The sequence below is a fragment of the uncultured Streptococcus sp. genome (assembly GCF_963528215.1).
Lineage (GTDB): Bacteria > Bacillota > Bacilli > Lactobacillales > Streptococcaceae > Streptococcus.
In genome coordinates this window covers 152,555-171,865 of the sequence record NZ_CAURVL010000001.1, presented here as the reverse complement: position 1 = coordinate 171,865, position 19,311 = coordinate 152,555, and the positions used below count along the sequence as shown (strand labels likewise).

At 45.5% G+C, this 19,311-nt stretch carries 18 protein-coding genes; 9 read left to right on the top strand and 9 right to left on the bottom strand.

Translation table 11 applies throughout. The features are described 5' to 3' along the window. Window positions 1-28: 28 nt before the first annotated feature. The 9 genes from RWS24_RS00805 to pabB all read right to left on the bottom strand — a co-directional run bounded on the left by RWS24_RS00805 (window position 29) and on the right by pabB (window position 8,476). Window positions 29-751, bottom strand: a complete 723-nt coding sequence (locus tag RWS24_RS00805; RefSeq protein ID WP_314364601.1) for a lantibiotic ABC transporter permease — start codon at window positions 749-751, stop codon at window positions 29-31. Then, a complete protein-coding gene (locus RWS24_RS00800) occupies window positions 744-1,676 on the bottom strand; it encodes an ABC transporter ATP-binding protein (RefSeq protein WP_002896538.1) in 933 nt (310 codons plus the stop codon). Before RWS24_RS00800 ends, RWS24_RS00805 begins: the two co-directional genes overlap by 8 nt. Window positions 1,677-1,821: 145 nt before the next feature. Beyond that, on the bottom strand, window positions 1,822-2,517 hold the full coding sequence (locus tag RWS24_RS00795; protein ID WP_314364598.1) for an ABC transporter permease: 696 nt from the start codon (window positions 2,515-2,517) through the stop codon (window positions 1,822-1,824). A 12-nt stretch (window positions 2,518-2,529) separates the two neighbouring features. Beyond that, window positions 2,530-3,438: an ATP-binding cassette domain-containing protein gene (locus RWS24_RS00790; RefSeq protein ID WP_314364596.1), complete on the bottom strand. Its 909-nt coding sequence runs from the start codon at window positions 3,436-3,438 to the stop codon at window positions 2,530-2,532. Between the two features lie 144 nt (window positions 3,439-3,582). Then, window positions 3,583-4,275: an ABC transporter permease gene (locus tag RWS24_RS00785; RefSeq protein ID WP_314364594.1), complete on the bottom strand. Its 693-nt coding sequence runs from the start codon at window positions 4,273-4,275 to the stop codon at window positions 3,583-3,585. A 37-nt stretch (window positions 4,276-4,312) separates the two neighbouring features. Further along, on the bottom strand, window positions 4,313-5,071 hold the full coding sequence (locus tag RWS24_RS00780; protein ID WP_314364593.1) for an ABC transporter permease: 759 nt from the start codon (window positions 5,069-5,071) through the stop codon (window positions 4,313-4,315). Between the two features lie 16 nt (window positions 5,072-5,087). Further along, window positions 5,088-5,996, bottom strand: a complete 909-nt coding sequence (locus RWS24_RS00775; protein ID WP_314364592.1) for an ATP-binding cassette domain-containing protein — start codon at window positions 5,994-5,996, stop codon at window positions 5,088-5,090. A gap of 133 nt (window positions 5,997-6,129) precedes the next feature. Continuing rightward, complete coding sequence (locus RWS24_RS00770; protein WP_314364591.1) at window positions 6,130-6,744, bottom strand: alpha/beta hydrolase; 615 nt, start codon at window positions 6,742-6,744, stop codon at window positions 6,130-6,132. Window position 6,745: 1 nt separating this feature from the next. Continuing rightward, window positions 6,746-8,476, bottom strand: coding sequence for an aminodeoxychorismate synthase component I (gene pabB / locus RWS24_RS00765; RefSeq protein WP_314364590.1), 1,731 nt, complete (start codon window positions 8,474-8,476; stop codon window positions 6,746-6,748). Between the two features lie 134 nt (window positions 8,477-8,610). Between pabB and RWS24_RS00760 the strand changes: the two genes are divergently transcribed. From RWS24_RS00760 to RWS24_RS00720, 9 genes are all read left to right on the top strand, one after another. Further along, window positions 8,611-8,982 (top strand): insulin activator factor, encoded by a 372-nt coding sequence (locus tag RWS24_RS00760; RefSeq protein WP_314364589.1) that lies wholly within the window; start codon window positions 8,611-8,613, stop codon window positions 8,980-8,982. Between the two features lie 88 nt (window positions 8,983-9,070). Then, window positions 9,071-10,165 (top strand): AI-2E family transporter, encoded by a 1,095-nt coding sequence (locus RWS24_RS00755; protein ID WP_314364588.1) that lies wholly within the window; start codon window positions 9,071-9,073, stop codon window positions 10,163-10,165. Window positions 10,166-10,393: 228 nt separating this feature from the next. Continuing rightward, window positions 10,394-12,646 carry a 5-methyltetrahydropteroyltriglutamate--homocysteine S-methyltransferase gene (gene metE, locus RWS24_RS00750; protein WP_314364587.1) on the top strand — a complete coding sequence of 751 codons (2,253 nt, stop codon included), beginning with the start codon at window positions 10,394-10,396 and terminating at the stop codon, window positions 12,644-12,646. 137 nt (window positions 12,647-12,783) lie between these two features. Next, a complete protein-coding gene (gene metF, locus RWS24_RS00745; RefSeq protein ID WP_002896521.1) occupies window positions 12,784-13,662 on the top strand; it encodes a methylenetetrahydrofolate reductase [NAD(P)H] in 879 nt (292 codons plus the stop codon). A gap of 1 nt (window position 13,663) precedes the next feature. Beyond that, window positions 13,664-14,608: an AraC family transcriptional regulator gene (locus RWS24_RS00740; RefSeq protein WP_314364632.1), complete on the top strand. Its 945-nt coding sequence runs from the start codon at window positions 13,664-13,666 to the stop codon at window positions 14,606-14,608. A 108-nt stretch (window positions 14,609-14,716) separates the two neighbouring features. Then, complete coding sequence (locus RWS24_RS00735; protein ID WP_314364586.1) at window positions 14,717-16,954, top strand: alpha-galactosidase; 2,238 nt, start codon at window positions 14,717-14,719, stop codon at window positions 16,952-16,954. A gap of 246 nt (window positions 16,955-17,200) precedes the next feature. Further along, entirely contained in the window at window positions 17,201-18,043 is an 843-nt protein-coding gene (locus tag RWS24_RS00730) for an HAD family hydrolase (RefSeq protein WP_314364585.1), read from the top strand. 11 nt (window positions 18,044-18,054) lie between these two features. Further along, a complete protein-coding gene (locus RWS24_RS00725) occupies window positions 18,055-18,651 on the top strand; it encodes a histidine phosphatase family protein (protein ID WP_314364584.1) in 597 nt (198 codons plus the stop codon). Beyond that, window positions 18,652-19,254 (top strand): histidine phosphatase family protein, encoded by a 603-nt coding sequence (locus RWS24_RS00720; protein ID WP_314364582.1) that lies wholly within the window; start codon window positions 18,652-18,654, stop codon window positions 19,252-19,254. It abuts the gene before it with no gap. Window positions 19,255-19,311: the final 57 nt, after the last annotated feature.

Below are 19,311 nucleotides of genomic sequence, written 5' to 3'. Positions count from 1 at the left end.
TAATTTAGTGATTAGCTGAGTTTTTATTTTACAAATCTCTCTTTTTCAGTGTAGCCAGTCCTGCTAAGCTAAAGACCGTGATCAGACTGAGAGCAAAGATAGCTGTTTTGATGATGACACCTGGTATTGAAGCGTCTCCGTAGACGAACTCCATCTTGATAGCCTTGAACCATTCATTATTGGCATCAACCATTTGACTAGGGAGGCCGAGTAAGATGTAGGTCATGATATAGGTGATAAAGACGACACTATAGTTTCGAGTCAAGTAGAGGACAAAGCTGGTAATGCAGTACCAAGCATAGGTACAGATGACCTGCATGACAAAGAGTATTGCGAATTGTCCCCAGAAATTAGCTGGCAGGGTTCCCATATTACCACCGGTTCGGACAAATTCGATGACAATACCAAAAATGTAGAGTAGTATGAACTGCATAGGAAGTAAGCTACCGATAGTCAGTGATTTAGAGAAGTAATACTGGGTCCGAGTCTTGCCTGTAGTCAGGTTATTGTGATAAAGTTTGTCATTGAGATCAACACCGAGAAGCAAGCTAGTCATGACATTGCAGGCAATAAAGAGCATGCCGCTGTTGTAGGAGACGACATCTATGGCAAAAAAGATACCGTTGTCGGAACTGACAACTTTGGAAGTGAAAATGCCGAGGAGAATTCCAAAGATGCAGAAAGCCTGCACTCCCCAGAATCCTACGGAGCGGAAGAGACGGTAGTAATCCGCCTTGATACTATTAAACATGAGTGTTTCCTCCTTGTTGGTTGATTAAGTCTGTAAAGTATTTTTCTAAGTCTTTGTGGGCGTAGTAGATTTCCCCGATTGGGATGTCGGCTAGGACTAATTCCTTGGCAATCTTGCGAATTTCTTGTACCTTACCGGAAATATGCAGCTCATCTTCCTTGTTGGTCGGTCTGAGCTGGTAGCCTAGCTTGTCTTGCACTAAATGAGCAGCTTGCTTGATATTATCCGTTTTGAGGATGATATAGTCGCCGCTTTCTCGGTCAAATTCTTCCTTAGACAGCTCCTTGATGAAATGCCCTTGATTGATAAAGCCAAAGCGAGTTGCTACTAGATAAAGCTCGGACAGGATATGGCTGGAAATGATGATGGTGATGCCTAATTCTTGATTGAGGCGCTTGACCATTTCTCTAAATTCCTGAATCCCAACGGGGTCTAAACCATTGATGGGCTCGTCCAGAATGAGCAAGTCGGGACGCCCCAAAATGGCAATGGCAATGCCCAACCGCTGTTTCATCCCTAGAGAGAAATTGCGAAATTTTTTCTTTCCAGTATCGGTCAGGCCGACATATTGCAGGGTTTCTTTGATGACTTTGTCAGCATTTGGAATGCCCCGGTCGGTACAGTAGTAGCGTAGATTTTCATAGGCCGACATGTGGGCATGAGCTACAGGGGTCTCGATAACAGATCCAGTATGGCCGAGGGCTCTGGTCCATTCTTGTTGGTTCTGAGAGCCCAGAACAGATACGGTTCCTCCGCTAGGATAGATGACTTGCGTGATGATTTTGATCAGCGTGGTCTTACCAGCACCGTTTTTTCCGATGAGACCGTAGATCTCTCCTTTCTTGATGGAAAGACTGACATCTTTCAGAGCATATTGATCACCGTATTTTTTAGTGAGTCCTTTCACTTCTAAAACATTTTGCATGATGTTTCTCCTTTAATTACTTTGTTTATACTTTTAGTATACAAACTAAATTTCAAATATTTCTCAAGAAATTCTAAAATATTTCTAAAGAAATTTAAAATTGGAAAGATTAAAATGAGCCAGTCAAGAACCGGCTCATTGTTTACTATAAATCCTTTTTGTGGAAAGTATAAAGACTTGCTGCGGTGAAGACTGTTCCTAAAACCAAGGCGATTAGAACAATTCTTAAGGTTACACCGTTGCTTTGGAGAGTCTCAAAATCAAAGCTCATGGTGAAATGCTGCAACCATAATGATTTGGGATAAAATTGAGCCAGAGCTCCGGTTAAAGATGCGCAGAAAAGGTAACCTCCCAGAGCAGCAATCATAGATTTGCTCAGATAAAGAATAAAGGAAATAATGGCTGTCCAAGCCATGACGGTCAAGCACTGCACAAAGAATAGAAGAATAAACTGAAGCAGGAAGGTGGCGGATAAATCACCAATACCGTTTAGGATAGCCGCTAGGATAAAGTTGATGCTATAATAGAGAGCCAATTGCAGGAACGTTACGCAGACCATGACTAGGGCTTTAGAGACGAAGAAACTGGTACGGGAAACTCCGCTGGTTAATGTATTCTTGTAAAGCTGCTTGTTCAGATCTGTCCCGATGACGACCATAGAGAGGATAATGATGATAAATGTATTATTACCGATAGCGTTGGACACCGCTTGTATAAGCTGGACGGCATTTAATTTGCCAAAGACTGCGCTCAAGGTCGTCAGTAGAAAGATGAATTCGGTAATCCAAACAGCCTTGGAACGAAAGAAACGGTAAAAATCTGCTTGAAAAGTATGTAACATGTTTTTTTCTCCTTACTGGACTAAATCTGTAAAGTATTTTTCTAAATCTTTGTGAGCTGTATAGATACCATTGACATGAATGTTGGATAGGACCAACTCCCTGTTGATGTCATTTAGTTCCTGCTCTTGGGCGACAATGTGCAGTTCGTCAGATTTATCAGCGTCCTTGAGCTGATAGTGGAGCTTGCCTTGGATGAGATTGGCAGCCTGTTCTTTATCGCTAGTCTTGAGGACGATATAATCTTCGCTGGCTCGGTCAAAGTCATCCTTGGTGAATTCTGCGACAAGCCGTCCTTGGTCAATCACTCCAAACTTGGTGGCTACCAGATAAAGCTCAGACAAGATGTGGCTGGAAATAATAAAAGTAATCCCCAACTCTTGATTGAGTCTCTGAATCATCAGTCGAAATTCCTTGATGCCAAGCGGATCTAGGCCGTTGATGGGCTCGTCTAAAATCATAAGTTCAGGCTTGCTGATAAGGGCAATAGCGATCCCCAAGAGCTGCTTCATTCCTAGCGAAAAGTTGCGGAATTTCTTTTTCCCAGTATTGCTCAATCCGACATAGGCCAGGATTTCCTTGATGAGCTGGTCGGGCTGGGCAATCTGGTGGACCTTGCAGTAGTAGTTGAGGTTTTGATAAGCAGTCATCTGATTATAAGCGACTGGTGTTTCGATGACAGTTCCTATCTTGCGCAAGGCTTCATTCCATTCCTTAGAGTTCTGCGAACCAAAGACAGAAACGGTTCCGCTGTTGGCATGAATGAGCCGGCTAATGGTCTTGAGAAGAGTGGTTTTGCCAGCTCCGTTCTTGCCGATTAAACCGTAAATTTCGCCCTTCTGGATCGAAAGACTCACATGATCAAGGGCATATTGCTGGCCATATTGTTTGGTAACTTGCTTTACTTCTAAAACAGTTTGCATGGTATATTCTCGCTTTCTTAGGTTTGATTTTAGTATACAAGCTAGATTTCAAATATTTCTCAAGAAATTCTAAAATATTTCTAAAGAAATGCAGAACCAATCCAAAAGCAATAAAAAAGCAGTCAAAGGGCTGACTGCTTAAATTTATAAGTCCCTGTGCTGAAAGGCTTGGTAACCACCTAAGAGAGAACCAGCTAGGATAAGGAATAAGAATAGTTCAGAATTTATCTGGGGGAAAACGATAACGAGGCTAGACTGAAGCATAATCAGGGCGAAAAAGACGAGATAGCTGGCTAGGGTGGAGCGGGTTAGGTAGAGAAGACAGGTAACTACGGAACTGCAGGTCATAATAAAGAGAAAGGAGCGAAAGAAAGACAAGGAAAAGCTCCAGAAAAAGTTCTTTGGCATAGTCCCAAGTCCGTGGAAGAGGCTCCCAAAGATAAAGGCTATAGCAAAGGCTGTTACTAGTTGAAAGATGATAATTATGACAAGAAGAGCTATTTTGGATAAGTAAAATTCTTTCCGAGAAACCCCGCCAGCCAATATATTTTTGTATAGTTTTCTAGTCAGGTCACGACCTAGCAGAAAGATGATGAGCACAAGGACAGTAATCATGACAAAGGGCAGGAAATCTTTAGCAAGCTGCCCGAGAGCTTCAAATCCTGTCCAACCTTGGATGACTATTTCTTCTGGATCAGAAGACGTAGAGATATAAAAATTAAAGTTTCGTTCACCAAGAGAGCTGATGAAAATGAGAAAAAAGAGCAGCCCTTCTATTAGCCAAAAAGGTTTGGAGCGGACAAGCTGGTAGAGTTCCGCCTGAATAGTATGTAACATGAAATCTCCTCTGAATGATTAAGATTGTTCCTGCTTTTTATAAATCTTTCTTTTTGAAAACCATCAGCCCGCCACCTAGAAAGAGCAGGGTAATCGTTACCACTGTCAGGATAGCCTTGATAACAGCTCCGCTATCTGCTGCCATATCTGTGTTAAATCGCAGAGTCAGATAGATCAACCATTCATTGTCAGGGTAAAAGATGAGGGGAATAGTCAGTAAGGTACCGCCAAGGAAATAGGTCAGAAAGATAGACACGATGGAGTGGCTGGCATAGAGTACAAAAGAAATGATGGCAATCCATGTAACCGTGCTGAGAAATTGAATGAAGAGAGCAGTTCCCAGCTGAGGCAAAAAAGAGCTGGGGGCACTGCCAATTCCGTTGGACAGACTAGCAGTCACAAAGGAGCTAGATAAAATCATCAGGAAGTTAAAAGCTGCGATGCTAACGCAGACAAAGAATTTAGAAAAATAATAGCTGAGCTTAGAGATGCCGTAGCTCAGACAGTTTTTATAAAGTTTCCGAGACAGGTCCACTCCAAGAACCATACTGATACCAATGATGGTGAAAAGGAGCAGACTGTCTGTATTGCCTGCAAAATAGTCTAGAGCTTGAAGGCCGGTTAGTTTTCCTAGAGCTTGAGTAGCAGCCTCATTTCTGGAGATATTTGCTCCAAAATGAATATTTGCTTGGAAGAAGGTTGCTGTGATAATCGCACAGAATAATAAAAACTCAGTAATCCAAAAGCCTTTTGAGCGCATGAGCCGGTATAAATCGGCTCGAATGAAATCCATCATGATAAGCCTCCCTTTTTCATTTGACCAAGTCTGTAAAGAAGTTTTCTAGGTTTTGTCGTGCATAGTAAATCTCCTGCACTGGTATATCTGCGGCTGCAAGTTCCTTGACTATCTTGCTAATCTCATGCGAATGGGTGAAGATATGAATCTCGTCAGAAGCATTGACCACCTTGATACGATGCATGAGCTGGTCATGAATCAGCCGGCTGGCTTCTTCCAACTGCGATGTTTTAAGCACGATATAGTCTTCGCTCTGTTCTTCAAACTCCGCCTTGGAAATCTCGCGAATCAGCCGTCCTTCCTCTATAATGCCGAACCGAGTACCCACCAAGTAAAGTTCAGACAGGATATGGCTGGAGATGATAAAGGTCATGCCAAACTCCTCGTTGAGTCGCTGCACCAGCTGGCGGAATTCCTTGATGCCGACCGGATCCAGGCCATTGATAGGCTCGTCCAGTATCATCAGGTCAGGTCTGGTAAGCAGCGCAATAGCCAGACCCAGCCGCTGTTTCATCCCGAGTGAGAAGTCGCGGAATTTCTTCTTGCCGGTATCTGTCAAGTCCACGTATTCCAAGGTTTCACGGATGACCTTATCCGCATGGGGAATATGGCGGAGCTTACAGTAGTAGCTGAGATTTTCATAGGCTGTCAGGTGGTTGTGAGCGACCGGTGTTTCGATGACCGATCCGACCCGTTTGAGGCTCTGCGTCCATTCTTGATAGTTCTGAGAGCCAAAGAGGGAGACATTGCCACTGCTTGCTTCCAAGAGCTGGGTGATGACCTTAATCAGAGTGGTCTTTCCGGCCCCGTTCTTGCCAATCAAACCGTAAATATCTCCTTTTTTTATCGTCAGACTCACATCGGTCAGAGCGTACTGCCGGCTGAATTTCTTGCTGACTTGCTGTAAAACCAAAACATTTTCCATGATTAAGTCTCCTTTTCATGATCTTAGGAGAGAAAACTCCTCTTCTTATTAATTAGTATAGTGCCAAACTTTCAAATATTTATAAAGAATTTCTCAAATATTTCTAAAGTTTTTGGTTTGTCATGTAAAAGGGTCAGAACTCATGTAGGAATTTCTCTATTATTTGAGCAAATGCTTCGGGCGCTTGGCTATTCAGAGTATGGCCGCCCTTTTCTATGATGTGAAGCTGAGAATCTTTCAGCAGCTTGTTAAGCTCATAGGCAGCTTTTAGATTGGGCTTGTCTTTGCTGCCGCAAACCAGCAGGCTGGGGAGCTTGATTTTCGTAATTTTATCAGTGAGATTTACCTTACGCAGTTCGGTCAAAATCCGTATCATCTGGTCTTTATCGGCTCCTTGCTTGGTGAAGACGCTTTTAGGCATCAGTTTAAAGACGAGAATCTGCAGTCTGTAGAGAAAATTATCTGCTAAATTATATTGAGTCCCCGATAAAGTCAAGCCCTTCAGATGAGGAGGAGCTTGGTCAGCCAGGTCCAGTGCCAGCAGGCCACCGAGTGACAAACCGACTAAGAGAAAAGGCTGATTTTGGGCCTGAAGGTGCTGGAGGGTTGCTTGTCGAATGTCTTGATAGCTTTCATTGCCCTTTGGAAAAAGAGCCAGCGACTCCGTCGGGACATCAGCTAGAGCTTCTTGAACTTTCTTCCAAGAATACTCATCTTGCCCTAGTCCGTGCAGAAAGATAACTTTCATGTCAGAGCTCTCCTTTATCAATCTCCAGCTCGTACAATCCCCTGACTGCATTGCAGGCGTAGATTTTCTCAGCATGATCCAGATCAGCCAGCGTTAAAACCTTCTCAGTAGCTTGACCCTTATCTAATAACTGCTGACGGTAGATACCCTTGAGCAGGCCTAGTTCAGCTGGAGGCGTGTAGAGCTTGCCGTCTAGCTCCAGCAGCAGATTTCCGATAGAGGTTTCCAGCAGCTGGCCTTGTGCATTGTAGTAAATCTGCTCTTGCTGCTCCAAGGTCAGATGTGGCCGATGGCTGGTTTTGAAATAGGTGAAAGGCTGGGCTAGATTAGCTGTTTGCTCAACTAGTTTTGCCTTTCTGAAAGTCGCCGTCAGCGGTGGTAGAGGAGCTGTTTCTAGCCCAATACTGCCGTCTTTTTTAAGAGCTATACGCAGCCTGTAATCCTGCCCTTTATCCAGCTGAGCGCAGGTTTCTTCTAACTCTTGCTCTAGTTTGTCTTGGTCAAAAGGATAGGCAAAGTAGCCAGCTGCTTCTGTCAGTCTTTGCAGGTGTTGGTCTTGTAAAGTCAGTTTTCTATTCGTCACTTTTCCTGTAGAAATCAGGTCGAATCGCGGATTTTTCCGATAGAGGACAGCAGATTTTTGCTGGGTTTCGATGTATTCGGATTTCCACGTGCTGTCCCAAGTAATGCCGCCGCCAACGCCATAGATGGCTTTCCTTCCCTCCAGCTGAATGGTGCGGATGGCAACGTTAAAAATCCGTCTCTGGTCTGGCAGACAGATACCTACTGTACCACAGTAGACCCCGCGGGCAGCTTTTTCTGTCGCCTTGATGATCGCCATGGTCGAAATCTTAGGAGCACCTGTGATGGATCCGCAAGGAAAGAGCGCCTTGAAAAGCTCTGCCAGCCCAATTCCCTCATGTAGCAGGCTTTTAATTGTAGAGGTCATCTGCCAGACTGTAGAGTATTGCTCGACGCTGCAGAGACGTTCAACCCGCTCACTGCCCGTCCGAGAAATGCGATTCATGTCATTACGCAGCAAATCGACAATCATCATATTTTCAGCTCGGTTTTTGGCGTCCTGAGCCAGCCAGGCAGCCTGCTCTCTATCTTGCTCTAAGGTCAGTCCCCTATTGGTAGTTCCTTTCATAGGACGAGTTGTCAGCTCACCTCGGTGCTCCTCGAAAAAGAGCTCAGGGCTGATAGACAAGATGGCAGTCTCGTCATGCTCTACATAAGCATTGTAGGCCGCATTTTGCTCAACAACCAGCCTGTTGTAAATAGCCAAGCTATCCTCAGGATTGAGCTCCGCGCACAGCTGTACCGTGTAGTTGACCTGATAGGTATCACCTTGGCGGATATGATGGTGGATGGTCTCGATAGCCTTCTGGTACTCTTGCTCAGAAGTCAGCCCCTGCCAAGCCGCTGGCATTTCCACTTCCTCATAGGTCAAGGGAATGGAAGCCTCCTCAGCCTTATCGTGGATGGTAAAGTAGAGGAGGTATTCTTTCTGGAGCGGAGCGGAATGAACTTGGAACTTTTCCTCAAAGGCTGGAGCTGCTTCATAGCTGACATAGCCGACAGCGTAGTATCCTTTCTCCTGCCAACCCTCAATCTCTGTCAAAAGTTCCTCCACTTGGTCAAGACGGCGAGTCTTTAGCTCCTTGATGGGATTCGTAAAAATCAGGCGTTGACCCAACTGCTTAAAATCAATAATCGTTTTCTTGTGCATAAGCTTATTTTATCATAAGATAATATGAATGAAAACGGATTTATCAGATGAGACAGTCATTCTTTTATAAAGGTTGACAGATTAGAAAGTGGCTAGGTATGCTATTTTTTAAAAAAAGAAAGAATGAGATTTCTATGAAGTCGAATAAATTGTTATTGGTAAATGGGATTGTGAGTATTATAGCGGGAATTCTTATCATCTATTTTTCTTTACAAAGATCGAGTTTTGAGTTTGTTGATTTGATTGTCAGCTTCATTGAGAATTACATATGGGCACTTCTGATTATGCTAATTAATGTTTTCTTGTTGATACTTTCCTTATCTGGTATGTCTCATTATAGTGGGGACTCAAGGGTCAATAAGATGAATCATCAGATGCTGCTTTTTGCATCTATCATGGGATTTATTCCTTTTCTAGCTATCTTTGCAGGCCTTCTGTCCATAGGGGCTGGATTTCTCTATCTTCAAGATTTGCAAAATTTTAAGAGCAATGACAAAGCAGACTGACCTATGTGTCGCTCTGCTTCCTCCTGCTCGAAAGCCCGCGAAAATTATGATAAAATAAGGAAATGACAAAACCTTAAAAGGAAGCCTTATGAAAAAAATAAATGAATCTTATAAACTAATCGTCTTTGCGGCGCTTGCTCTGGCTCTGGTTCTCTATATCGGGAACATCTGGTCTGGTCTGCAGAGTCTGACTTCGGTTTTTTCACCCATTATATTGGGTGGTGTCCTTGCCTTTATCTTTAATGTTCCGATGAAAAAACTGGAAGACTTCTTGGATAAATGCCGAGTCCCTCAGAAGTTGCAACGCAGTCTGGCCTTGGTTTTGGAGGTGCTGATTTTAGCTCTAATTATGACGGGGATTGTCTCCATCGTCGTGCCGACTCTGACCACAGCGGTCAATCAGCTGAGCGCAACAATCGGCAAGGTAGCGCCTCAGGTAGCCAAGTGGCTGCAGCAGTCTGGCTTGCTTTCCTCTAGCCAGCTGAAAGATTTGACTAAGCAGCTACAAAACAGTGACATTGTCAACCGAGCCATCTCTCTTTTGGGCAGCCTGACGGGTAATATCTCTGCCATCTTTGGCAATTTCTTCTCTGTTATCATGTCCATCTTTCTCATGTTTGCCTTCTTGAGCAGCAAAGAGCATTTGCAGACAATCACTAGCCGTCTCTTGCAGGTTCTGCTTCCTGAGAAAGCTGTGAAACGCCTATCCTATGTCGGTTCTGTCATTGTCGAAACCTATGATAAGTTTTTGATGGGGCAGATGATTGAGGCCGTCATTATTGGGATTTTAGTCTTTATCGCCTATTCTCTGACAGGCCTGCCTTATGCAGCCTTGACAGGAGTTTTGGCTGGAGTGCTCTCTTTCATTCCCTACATCGGGCCTTTCTCAGCTTGTGCTCTGGGAGCTATCTTTATCTTTACCGACAGCCCTTGGAAAGCCCTCCTTTCTATCGCAGTCTTTCAGGGAGTGCAGCTGATTGAGGGCAATGTCATCTATCCGCGCGTGGTCGGCCAGTCTGTCGGTCTCCCAACACTCTTTACCTTAGCCGCAGCCCTGATCGGGGGTAATCTCTTCGGTTTGGTCGGTATGATCTTCTTCACGCCTATCTTTGCAGTTATCTATCGCTTGGTTAGAGAGTTTGTTGAGGAGAAGGAGGAGAGGAAAGCACTAGTAAAAGAATGAAAAGAAACCAGCGAGAATAAAAATCGCTGGTTTTTCTTTTTCCAAGGTCATAACTTTTACCTATAGCAAACAATAATTACAGTCAATGGTGCTTCTAGAATGGGGGTTTTGGCTTGGTTGACGAGATAGGTTATAGTTTTAGGCTATATCAAACTCTGGAAAATTCCAATTATACAGAGGGGGGATTTTCTGATAAGATAAAATCAAGAAAAATTTTGGAGGACGTTTATGTCAACGACTATTATTGGTTTCCCTCGTTTGGGCGAATTCCGCGAATTGAAATTTACAACTGAAAAATACTTTAGACATGAAATCTCAGCAGAAGAGCTTCTGGCTGCGGCCAAAGAGTTGCGTGCTAAACACTGGAATATTGTCAAGGAAAAGGGGATTTCAGAGATTCCGTCAAATGACTTTTCTCACTATGACAATGTGCTGGATGCGGCCTTTCTCTTTAATGTGGTGCCGTCATCTGTGCAAGGCTTGGAGTTGACTGACTTGGAGCGGTATTTTGCCTTGGCTCGTGGTTATCAGGGCGAAAAAGGGGATGTCCGTGCCCTTCCGATGAAGAAATGGTTCAACACCAACTACCACTATATCGTTCCTAAATTTGAAAAAGAAACCCAAGTCAAGCTGGCTGGGCATAAGATTTTTGATGAATTTGCAGAAGCTAAGGAGTTGGGCTTGGTAACCCGTCCAGTTGTGGTTGGCCCATTCACCCTCCTGCAAGTATCTGACTTTGAAGACGGTGTGGCGGCAGCGGACTTTGTAGATGCCCTAGCTGCAGCTTATCAAGAAGTCTTTGCAAAATTAGCAGAGCTAGGTGCAGAGCGTATCCAGCTGGATGAGCCAAGTCTGGTCAAAGACCTGTCTGCAGAAGAAAAAGCTCTCTTCTTGGACCTTTATAAGAAACTTTTGGCAGACAAGAAAGGCTTGGAAGTCTTAATTCAAACCTACTTTGGTGATGTTCGTGACATCTATGCGGACCTTGTAGAGTTGCCAGTAGATGCGATTGGTTTGGACTTTGTCGAAGGCAAGAAAACTCTTGACCTTGTCAAGGGTGGTTTCCCAGCTGACAAGACTCTCTATGCAGGGATTGTCAATGGTAAGAACATCTGGCGCAACAACTATGACAAGAGCTTGGCTGTTCTTGAGCAAATCCCAGCTGAAAACATCGTCTTGACAAGCTCATGTTCGCTGCTCCATGTGCCATTTACGACTGCTAACGAAGAATTTGAACCAGCAATCTTGAACCACTTTGCCTTTGCGGTGGAAAAATTGGATGAAATCCGTGACTTGGATGCTATCCGCAATGGCAGCGGTGCAGAAGCATTTGCTGCTAACAAAGAACTCTTTGCGACTGAACGTGTTGGTGAAAATGCAGAGCTGGCTGCTCGGATCGCTGGCTTGACAGATGCAGACTACACTCGCCTGCCGGTCTTTGCAGAGCGTGAGGAAATTCAGCACAAGGCGCTCAATCTGCCACCATTGCCAACTACGACAATTGGCTCCTTCCCTCAAACTAAGGAAGTCCGTGCTAAACGTTTGGCTTTCCGCAAGGGTGAATTGTCAGCAGAAGACTATGACAAATTCTTGGCTGAGCAGATTGATGAATGGATCAAGTGGCAGGAAGAAGTCGGCTTTGACGTGCTAGTGCACGGTGAGTTCGAGCGTAATGACATGGTTGAGTACTTCGGTCAAAACCTGTCAGGTTACCTCTTCTCTAAGAATGGTTGGGTACAATCATACGGTATGCGTGGGGTTAAACCACCAATCATCTGGGGCGATGTGACCCGTCTCAACCCAATTACTGTAAAATGGTCTAGCTATGCGCAAAGCCGTACAGACAAACCTGTTAAGGGCATGCTGACTGGACCTGTTACCATCCTCAACTGGTCATTCCCACGCGAAGACATCTCTATCAAGGATTCAACCCTTCAAATCGCCTTGGCAATCAAGGATGAGGTGCTTGACCTTGAAGCTGCAGGTGTTAAGATTATCCAAATCGACGAGGCTGCTCTTCGTGAGAAATTGCCACTCCGTCGCAGCGACTGGTATGAAGATTACCTTGACTGGGCAATTCCAGCCTTCCGTCTGGTACACTCAACAGTAGCGCCAGATACGCAAATCCACACTCACATGTGTTACTCAGAATTTACTGATATCATCCCTGCTATTGACAATATGGATGCGGACGTGATTTCCTTTGAAGCTAGTCGCTCTAACTTGGAAATCCTGGATGAGCTAAAGGCTAAGAACTTCCAGACAGAAGTGGGGCCTGGAGTTTACGATATCCACTCACCGCGCGTGCCAAATGAAGGGGAAATTGACCATACGATTGAAGCTATCTTGGCTAAGGTGCCAAGCAGCAAGGTCTGGATCAACCCTGACTGTGGTCTTAAAACTCGTGGTATCCCAGAAACCAAGGCTAGCTTGGAGCGCTTAGTAGAAGCAGCTAAAGCAGCTAGACAACACTTGCAATAATCCTCCTGGAACCTCAAAAGTTGATCTTGATGGAGGAACATACCAAAATTGAAGCAGAGCTGACAATCCTGCAGAAGTTGTTCTTCTAGGATTGTCCTCGGCTATCGCTACCATCATTGAAAGGAACTTTTTGTTATATGGTTCGTCGTCATACACCTAGTCTCTCATTTGAAGTATTTCCTCCCAATCCGGCAGTAGGCAATGATAAGATTTTTCAGGCGTTGAGAGAGATGCAAGATCTGGCTCCTCACTTTATCAGTGTGACAGCCAGCAATAATAAGTTTGACATTGAGGAGACGACGGTTCGTTTGACAGAGTTCATCGCCAACGACCTCAAGATTCCGACGATAGCTCACTTACCTGCGGTCTATCTGACTAAGGACATGGTGTCTAATATCTTACAGTCTTTAGATCGGGTTGGTGTCCATCAGATTTTGGCTTTGCGAGGAGATATTTTTCCAGATGTGGCACCTAAGGATGATTTCACCTATGCGACTGACTTGATCGAATACATCAAGACAGAAGCACCGCATTTTGACATCATTGGAGCCTGCTATCCGGAGGGCCATCCGGATTCTCCAAATCAGATTTCGGATATTCAAAATCTGAAGAAAAAGGTGGATGCTGGCTGTTCTAGTCTGGTCACCCAGCTTTTCTTTGACAATGAACGCTTTTATGACTTTCAGGACAAGTGCATTTTAGCGGGTATTGAAGTGCCAATTCATGCCGGGATTATGCCGATTCTCAATCGCAATCAGGCTCTGCGCCTGCTCAAGACCTGTGAGAATATCAAGCTGCCAAGAAAATTCCGGGCTATTCTGGATAAGTACGAACATGACCCAGAGTCTCTGAGAGCAGCTGGTCTGGCTTATGCTGTGGATCAAATTGTTGACTTGGTGACTCAGGATGTGGCGGGCATACACCTTTACACTATGAATAATGCTGCAACAGCCTACCATATCTATAAGGCTACCCATGCCCTCTTTAATCATAACCCATCCGTCCAATCTTTCTAAGATGAATGAAGAAACCACTAATCAGATTCATTTGCTGTTTAGTGGTTTTTGTTTTATAATAAGGATAAAAAACTTATCCAAATCTAAGGAGGAGCTGATGGAGCATTCGCTGACCTTGGTTAAGTCTATGCAGTTTGGCCAGGAAGATTGTTTTTTTGCCTTTTGTGGTTATTCAAAAACGGAAGCCCATCATAGCTTTGGGCCGGCTGTTCGGGATGTTTATGTCATTCATATCGTACTGGAGGGACGGGGGACTTACTCCGTTGGCAATCAACGTTATGATTTGCAGGAAGGGCAGGGCTTTGTGGTGCCACCGGGTCAGTCGGTCTTTTATCAGGCTGATGGAGAAGAGCCTTGGTCTTATGTTTGGATGGGACTGGGTGGACGCCTCTTGCCTCCTTATCTGCAGGCTCTGGGCTTACAGTCTGGCCAGTGGTCTTTTGAGCTGACTTCTTTGCAGGAATTTAAGGCCTTGGTCTTTGAAAGTCTGGCTTACGAAGGCAGCGGAATAACAGCTGAACTAGCTCTACAAAGGCAAGTTTATCGATTCTTAGAGCTCTTGTCCCAACGTCTTAAGCAGACATCCTTAATCACGGAAAGCCGTCGAGTCAATCCTTATGTCCAGCAGGTTTTAGAACTGCTGAGCAGCCATCTGCCAGAAAGTCTATCTGTGCAGGAGTTGGCGCAGAAATTGGCGCTGCACCCGTCCTACCTATCTCGGCTTTTCAAGGATGAAGTAGGAAAGGGGATTAAGGAGTACAGCAATGATTTGCGGCTCAATATGGCAGCTGATTTGCTGACGAGCAGCCAGCTTTCGGTGGAAGAGATTGCCAATAAGACAGGCTTTGCTGGAACACAGAGCTTTTCAAAAGCCTTCAAAAAGGCGCGTGGCCAGTCGCCCTTGAATTTTCGCAAGGCTAGCTCTCATCTGGGACAGGAGCTGTAAAAAGTCACATTTGGATAAATAATACTAGAAAGAAAGGCTTACCAAAAGGGGGGGCCTTTTTTATAATGAAAGTGGAAGTTTGATTGCAAACTGTGAAAGGAGAAGACCATGAATAAGGCGAGTATTTTGTTTAACGAAGAGTGCAGGCAATTTCATCTGACTAATGGTGATGTTTCTTATATCTTTCGGGTTGCGGAGGATGGTAAACTCTTGCAACTTTACTACGGAGCGGCGGTACCAGAGCGGGATTATTCTTATCTGGTGGAGCTGCAGCATCGGCCCATGACAACCTATCGGAAAGAAGGAAATTTACGTTATTCTTTGGAGCATGTGCGGCAGGAATTTCCAGAATACGGCACGACAGATTTTCGCCATCCCGCTATCTGTCTGCGGCAGGAGACTGGCTCGCGTATTACTGATTTTGTCTATGTCAGTCATCAGATAACAGATGGTAAGCCAGCTTTAGAGGGGCTGCCCGCTACTTATATAGAGGCTCAAACGGAGGCTAAGACGCTTATCTTGACCCTGCGAGATGCGTTGACAGAAGTTGAAGTTCAGCTGTTTTATACAATTTTTGCTGATTGGCCTGTTATCTCTCGCTCCAGCAAAGTGATTAATCAAGGCAGGGAAAGCTGCTATTTGGGAACCTTAGCTAGTTTGTCGCTGGATCTGCCAGATGCTGATTATGACTGGCTGCAGCTATCAGGAGCATGGGCCCGGGAACGCCATATCAAGGAGCGCCCGCTTCAGCAGGGGATTCAGTCCATTGAGTCAACTCGTGGTATTTCCAGTCCCCACCACAATCCCTTTGTGGCTCTTAAGCGACCGGAAACGACTGAGTTTTCAGGTCCAGTGCTAGGAGCGGCCTTGGTGTATTCAGGCAATTTTCTCATTCAGGCTGAGGTGGATACCTATGATGTGACTCGGCTGCAGCTAGGCATCAATCCTTTTGGCTTTGAGTGGAAGCTGGCTGCGGGCCAGTCCTTTACCAGTCCAGAAGCTCTGCTGGTTTACTCTGAGCAGGGCCTCAACGGTATGAGTCAAGCCTTTCATCAGCTATTTCGTCGACGACTAGCTAGGGGTTACTGGCGCGAGCGAGCGCGTCCTGTGCTCATCAATAACTGGGAAGCTACCTATTTTGACTTTAGTGAGAATCAGCTGCTGGATCTTGCTGAAAAGGCTCAGCAAGTAGGAGTTGAGCTCTTTGTGCTAGATGACGGCTGGTTTGGCCAGCGGACTAATGACCGCGCTGGGCTTGGGGATTGGTTTGTCAATACAGAAAGACTGCCGCAGGGGCTGGGCTCGCTAGCAGAGCGAATTCACGGTTTGTGCATGCAGTTTGGTCTTTGGTTTGAGCCGGAAATGGTCAATAAGGACAGCCAACTCTATCGAGCTCATCCTGACTGGTTGCTGGCAGTGCCAGATAGACAGCCCCACCATGGTCGGAACCAGTTTGTTTTGGACTATTCTCGGCCGGAAGTAGTGGATGAGATTTTTGAACGTCTGTCAGCGGTTATCGAGGAAGCGCAGCTGGACTATATCAAGTGGGATATGAACCGTCCTCTGACAGATGTCTTTTCAGCCGCCTGGCCAGCCGATCAGCAAGGAGAGATTTTTCATCGCTATGTCTTGGGTGTTTATGACTTGTATGAGCGTTTGATCAGTCGCTATCCGAGATTGTTATTTGAGTCCTGCTCTTCGGGTGGAGGCCGCTTTGATCCAGGTATGCTCTACTATGCTCCTCAAGCTTGGACCAGCGATGACTCGGATGCGATCGAGCGCTTGAAAATCCAGTATGGAACTAGTCTTCTCTATCCTCTTTCGTCCATGGGAGCCCATGTCTCCATCGTGCCCAATCACCAGACCAATCGTCTGACTCCATTGAAGACGCGGGGGGATGTCGCCTTTTTCGGTTCCTTTGGCTATGAGCTGGATCTTAATCAGCTAAGTCCAGAAGAATTGGCTGAGGTCAGGGAACAGATAGCTTTTTACAAACGCCATCGAGAGCTGATTCATAATGGAACTTTTTATCGACTGCAGTCGCCATTTAAGGGAGATGGGCAGACAGCTTGGATGGTTGTCAGTCAGGATCAGAACACTGCACTTTTAGGAACTTTCAAGGTCCTCAATCAAGTCAATCGCTCTCATCAGCGCTTGCAACTGAAAGGACTGGCTTTGGATAAGGTCTATCGGCTAGAGGGGCGTGCCTATACGGGGGCTGAGCTTATGCGAGTTGGGCTGGTTACCACGGACGCTTCCAGTGGTCAGCTTTTAGATGAGTCTGAGCAAAAGCCGAACTATGACTTTGATTCCAAACTCTGGCTATTTGAAGCAGAGGATGAGTAGATAAGATGGAGAATAAAAAGAGCAGAAGGAACAAGCTGATTAAAAGCTGTCCTTCTCGCTCTTTTTCTATGAGAAAAAAAGGATAGTACCATTATCTCTGATAATTCTATAGGAAAATGCTTTCGAAAAGGTATATAATAGGATAGAGGGTTCGTAAAATAATATTGGACAAAAGTGAGAGAATTTGTAAAAATTGAAGAAAGCATTCGGCAAATGCGAGGAAGAAGATGAGGAAGAGGAAGTTTTATGACGAGAAAAATCATCTTTCTGGATGTGGATGGGACCATCATTGACTATGATAATCATATACCAGAGTCTGCTGTGACTGCTATTCGACAAGCGCGGGAAAAGGGTCATCTGGTCTATGTCTGTACCGGCCGCAGCAAGGCTGAGATGCCGCCGGAAATTTGGGATATTGGCTTTGATGGGATGATTGGTGGCAACGGTTCTTATGTGGAGCATGAGGGGGAGGTTATTCTGCACCAACTGATTCCGCGAGATATCGCTAAAAGGCTAGTCGACTGGCTTCAAGAGCGGGGGCTAGAGTTTTACCTAGAGAGTAATAACGGTCTATTTGCAAGCAAAGGCTTCCGCGAAGCAGCGCGACCAGTGCTTCGGACCTACGTCCTTGGAAAAGGTGTTAATCCAGAAAAAGTAGTAAATATGGAGGCAGAAGAAGCTCTTCACGGCCTGGTTTATGGCGGGGAGCTCTATCGGGACGACCTGAACAAAGTCAGCTTTATTCTCAGGAGCTACCAAGACTATCTGGACTCTGAGGCAGCTTTTCCTGAGCTCAAGGCAGGAACTTGGGGTGGCAAAGGTGAGCATGCTCTCTTTGGTGACCTAGGTGTTAAAGACATCACCAAGGCACATGCCATTGAGGTTCTCCTGAAGAATCTTCACGCTGACAAGGCGGATACTCTGGCTTTCGGTGATGCCAAGGTTGATATTCCTATGCTGGACTATTGTCAGGTCGGGGTCGCTATGGGAAATGGCGGAGCGGAAATCAAGGCTATGGCCGATCTGGTGACAGACTCGGTCAGCCAAGACGGTCTCTACAAGGCCTTTGAAAAGTTAGAACTCATCTAAAGGAGATATGAATGATTGCAAAAACTCTTTATCTGATGCGGCATGGCCAGACGCTTTTCAACCTACGCCATAAGGTGCAGGGTTGGTGTGATGCTCCTCTGACCGATTTTGGTATTTATCAGGCCAAGGTGGCAGGGCAATATTTTAAGGATGCCGGTATTGTATTTGATGATGCTTATAGCTCTACTCAAGAGCGGGCCAGTGATACCTTGGAATTGGTAACGGACGGTAAGATTCCCTATAAGCGTGTCAAGGGACTCAAGGAGTGGAACTTTGGCACTTTTGAAGGGGAAAGCGAGGATCTTAATCCGCCCCTGCCCTATGGAGATTTCTTTGTGACCTATGGCGGTGAATCACAAGATCAGGTCAGGGAGCGCATGGCTGCGACCGTTCTCAAGCTCATGCAAGAGACAGATGGCCAGTCCGTGCTCATGGTCTCTCATGGCGCAGCTATGGCCAATTTTGCCAGAGCTTGGCAGAAAAACTGGCGTCTGGAAAGTCTAGGTCACATGACCAATTGCGGTATTTTGAAGTTTACTTTTGAACATGACCAATTTTACCTAGAAAAAGTGATTGGTCACGATTTTAGTGGCTGGGAGGAAGCATAAATGAAAGATTTATATTTGATGAGGCACGGTAAGACTTTTTTCAACCAAGAAGGCTTGGTGCAGGGAGCTTGCGACTCTCCTTTGACAGAACTGGGGCAGGAACAGGCCCGGCAGGCAGGAGCTTATTTGAAAGAGCGGAGCATTCGTTTTGGTCATCTCTACTCGTCCACTCAGGAGCGAGCTTCTGATACCTTAGAACTCGTCTCCGGCCGGACCGACTATACTCGTCTTAAGGGCATTAAAGAATGGAACTTCGGTCTTTTTGAGGCTCAGCCTGAACGCTTGCAGCCGAAGTTTCGACCGGGAGCTACCTCTTTTGAAGACCTCTTCGTCCCTTATGGCGGAGAAGGTGTGAATCAAGTAGGTGAGCGCGTGCTGGTCACTCTGACTGAGGTCATGGAGCAGGCGGATGCAGAGCCAGTCTTGGCCGTCAGCCACGGCGGTGCCATGTGGGCTTTTTATCTCAAGATTGCAGCTCAAGCTCTGGACCCCAAGGTGCGCTTTGGCAACTGCGCCATCTGCCATTACCATTATGAGCAGGGGCATTTTAGGCTGGCAGAAGTCATTGACCCGCTGATGGGTAGTGTGTATGAGTGTGAATGAAAAAGCAAATTTTTAAAACTGCTCACAGTAACGAACAAACAGAAAGATTATCACTAG

Bases quoted from the DNA above. Each gene is read 5' to 3' on its own strand.
- RWS24_RS00805 (WP_314364601.1), bottom strand. From the start codon at position 751: ATGTTTAATAGTATCAAGGCGGATTACTACCGTCTCTTCCGCTCCGTA.
- RWS24_RS00800 (WP_002896538.1), bottom strand. From the start codon at position 1,676: ATGCAAAATGTTTTAGAAGTGAAAGGACTCACTAAAAAATACGGTGAT.
- RWS24_RS00795 (WP_314364598.1), bottom strand. From the start codon at position 2,517: ATGTTACATACTTTTCAAGCAGATTTTTACCGTTTCTTTCGTTCCAAG.
- RWS24_RS00790 (WP_314364596.1), bottom strand. From the start codon at position 3,438: ATGCAAACTGTTTTAGAAGTAAAGCAAGTTACCAAACAATATGGCCAG.
- RWS24_RS00785 (WP_314364594.1), bottom strand. From the start codon at position 4,275: ATGTTACATACTATTCAGGCGGAACTCTACCAGCTTGTCCGCTCCAAA.
- RWS24_RS00780 (WP_314364593.1), bottom strand. From the start codon at position 5,071: ATGATGGATTTCATTCGAGCCGATTTATACCGGCTCATGCGCTCAAAA.
- RWS24_RS00775 (WP_314364592.1), bottom strand. From the start codon at position 5,996: ATGGAAAATGTTTTGGTTTTACAGCAAGTCAGCAAGAAATTCAGCCGG.
- RWS24_RS00770 (WP_314364591.1), bottom strand. From the start codon at position 6,744: ATGAAAGTTATCTTTCTGCACGGACTAGGGCAAGATGAGTATTCTTGG.
- pabB (WP_314364590.1), bottom strand. From the start codon at position 8,476: ATGCACAAGAAAACGATTATTGATTTTAAGCAGTTGGGTCAACGCCTG.
- RWS24_RS00760 (WP_314364589.1), top strand. From the start codon at position 8,611: ATGAAGTCGAATAAATTGTTATTGGTAAATGGGATTGTGAGTATTATA.
- RWS24_RS00755 (WP_314364588.1), top strand. From the start codon at position 9,071: ATGAAAAAAATAAATGAATCTTATAAACTAATCGTCTTTGCGGCGCTT.
- metE (WP_314364587.1), top strand. From the start codon at position 10,394: ATGTCAACGACTATTATTGGTTTCCCTCGTTTGGGCGAATTCCGCGAA.
- metF (WP_002896521.1), top strand. From the start codon at position 12,784: ATGGTTCGTCGTCATACACCTAGTCTCTCATTTGAAGTATTTCCTCCC.
- RWS24_RS00740 (WP_314364632.1), top strand. From the start codon at position 13,664: ATGAATGAAGAAACCACTAATCAGATTCATTTGCTGTTTAGTGGTTTT.
- RWS24_RS00735 (WP_314364586.1), top strand. From the start codon at position 14,717: ATGAATAAGGCGAGTATTTTGTTTAACGAAGAGTGCAGGCAATTTCAT.
- RWS24_RS00730 (WP_314364585.1), top strand. From the start codon at position 17,201: ATGACGAGAAAAATCATCTTTCTGGATGTGGATGGGACCATCATTGAC.
- RWS24_RS00725 (WP_314364584.1), top strand. From the start codon at position 18,055: ATGATTGCAAAAACTCTTTATCTGATGCGGCATGGCCAGACGCTTTTC.
- RWS24_RS00720 (WP_314364582.1), top strand. From the start codon at position 18,652: ATGAAAGATTTATATTTGATGAGGCACGGTAAGACTTTTTTCAACCAA.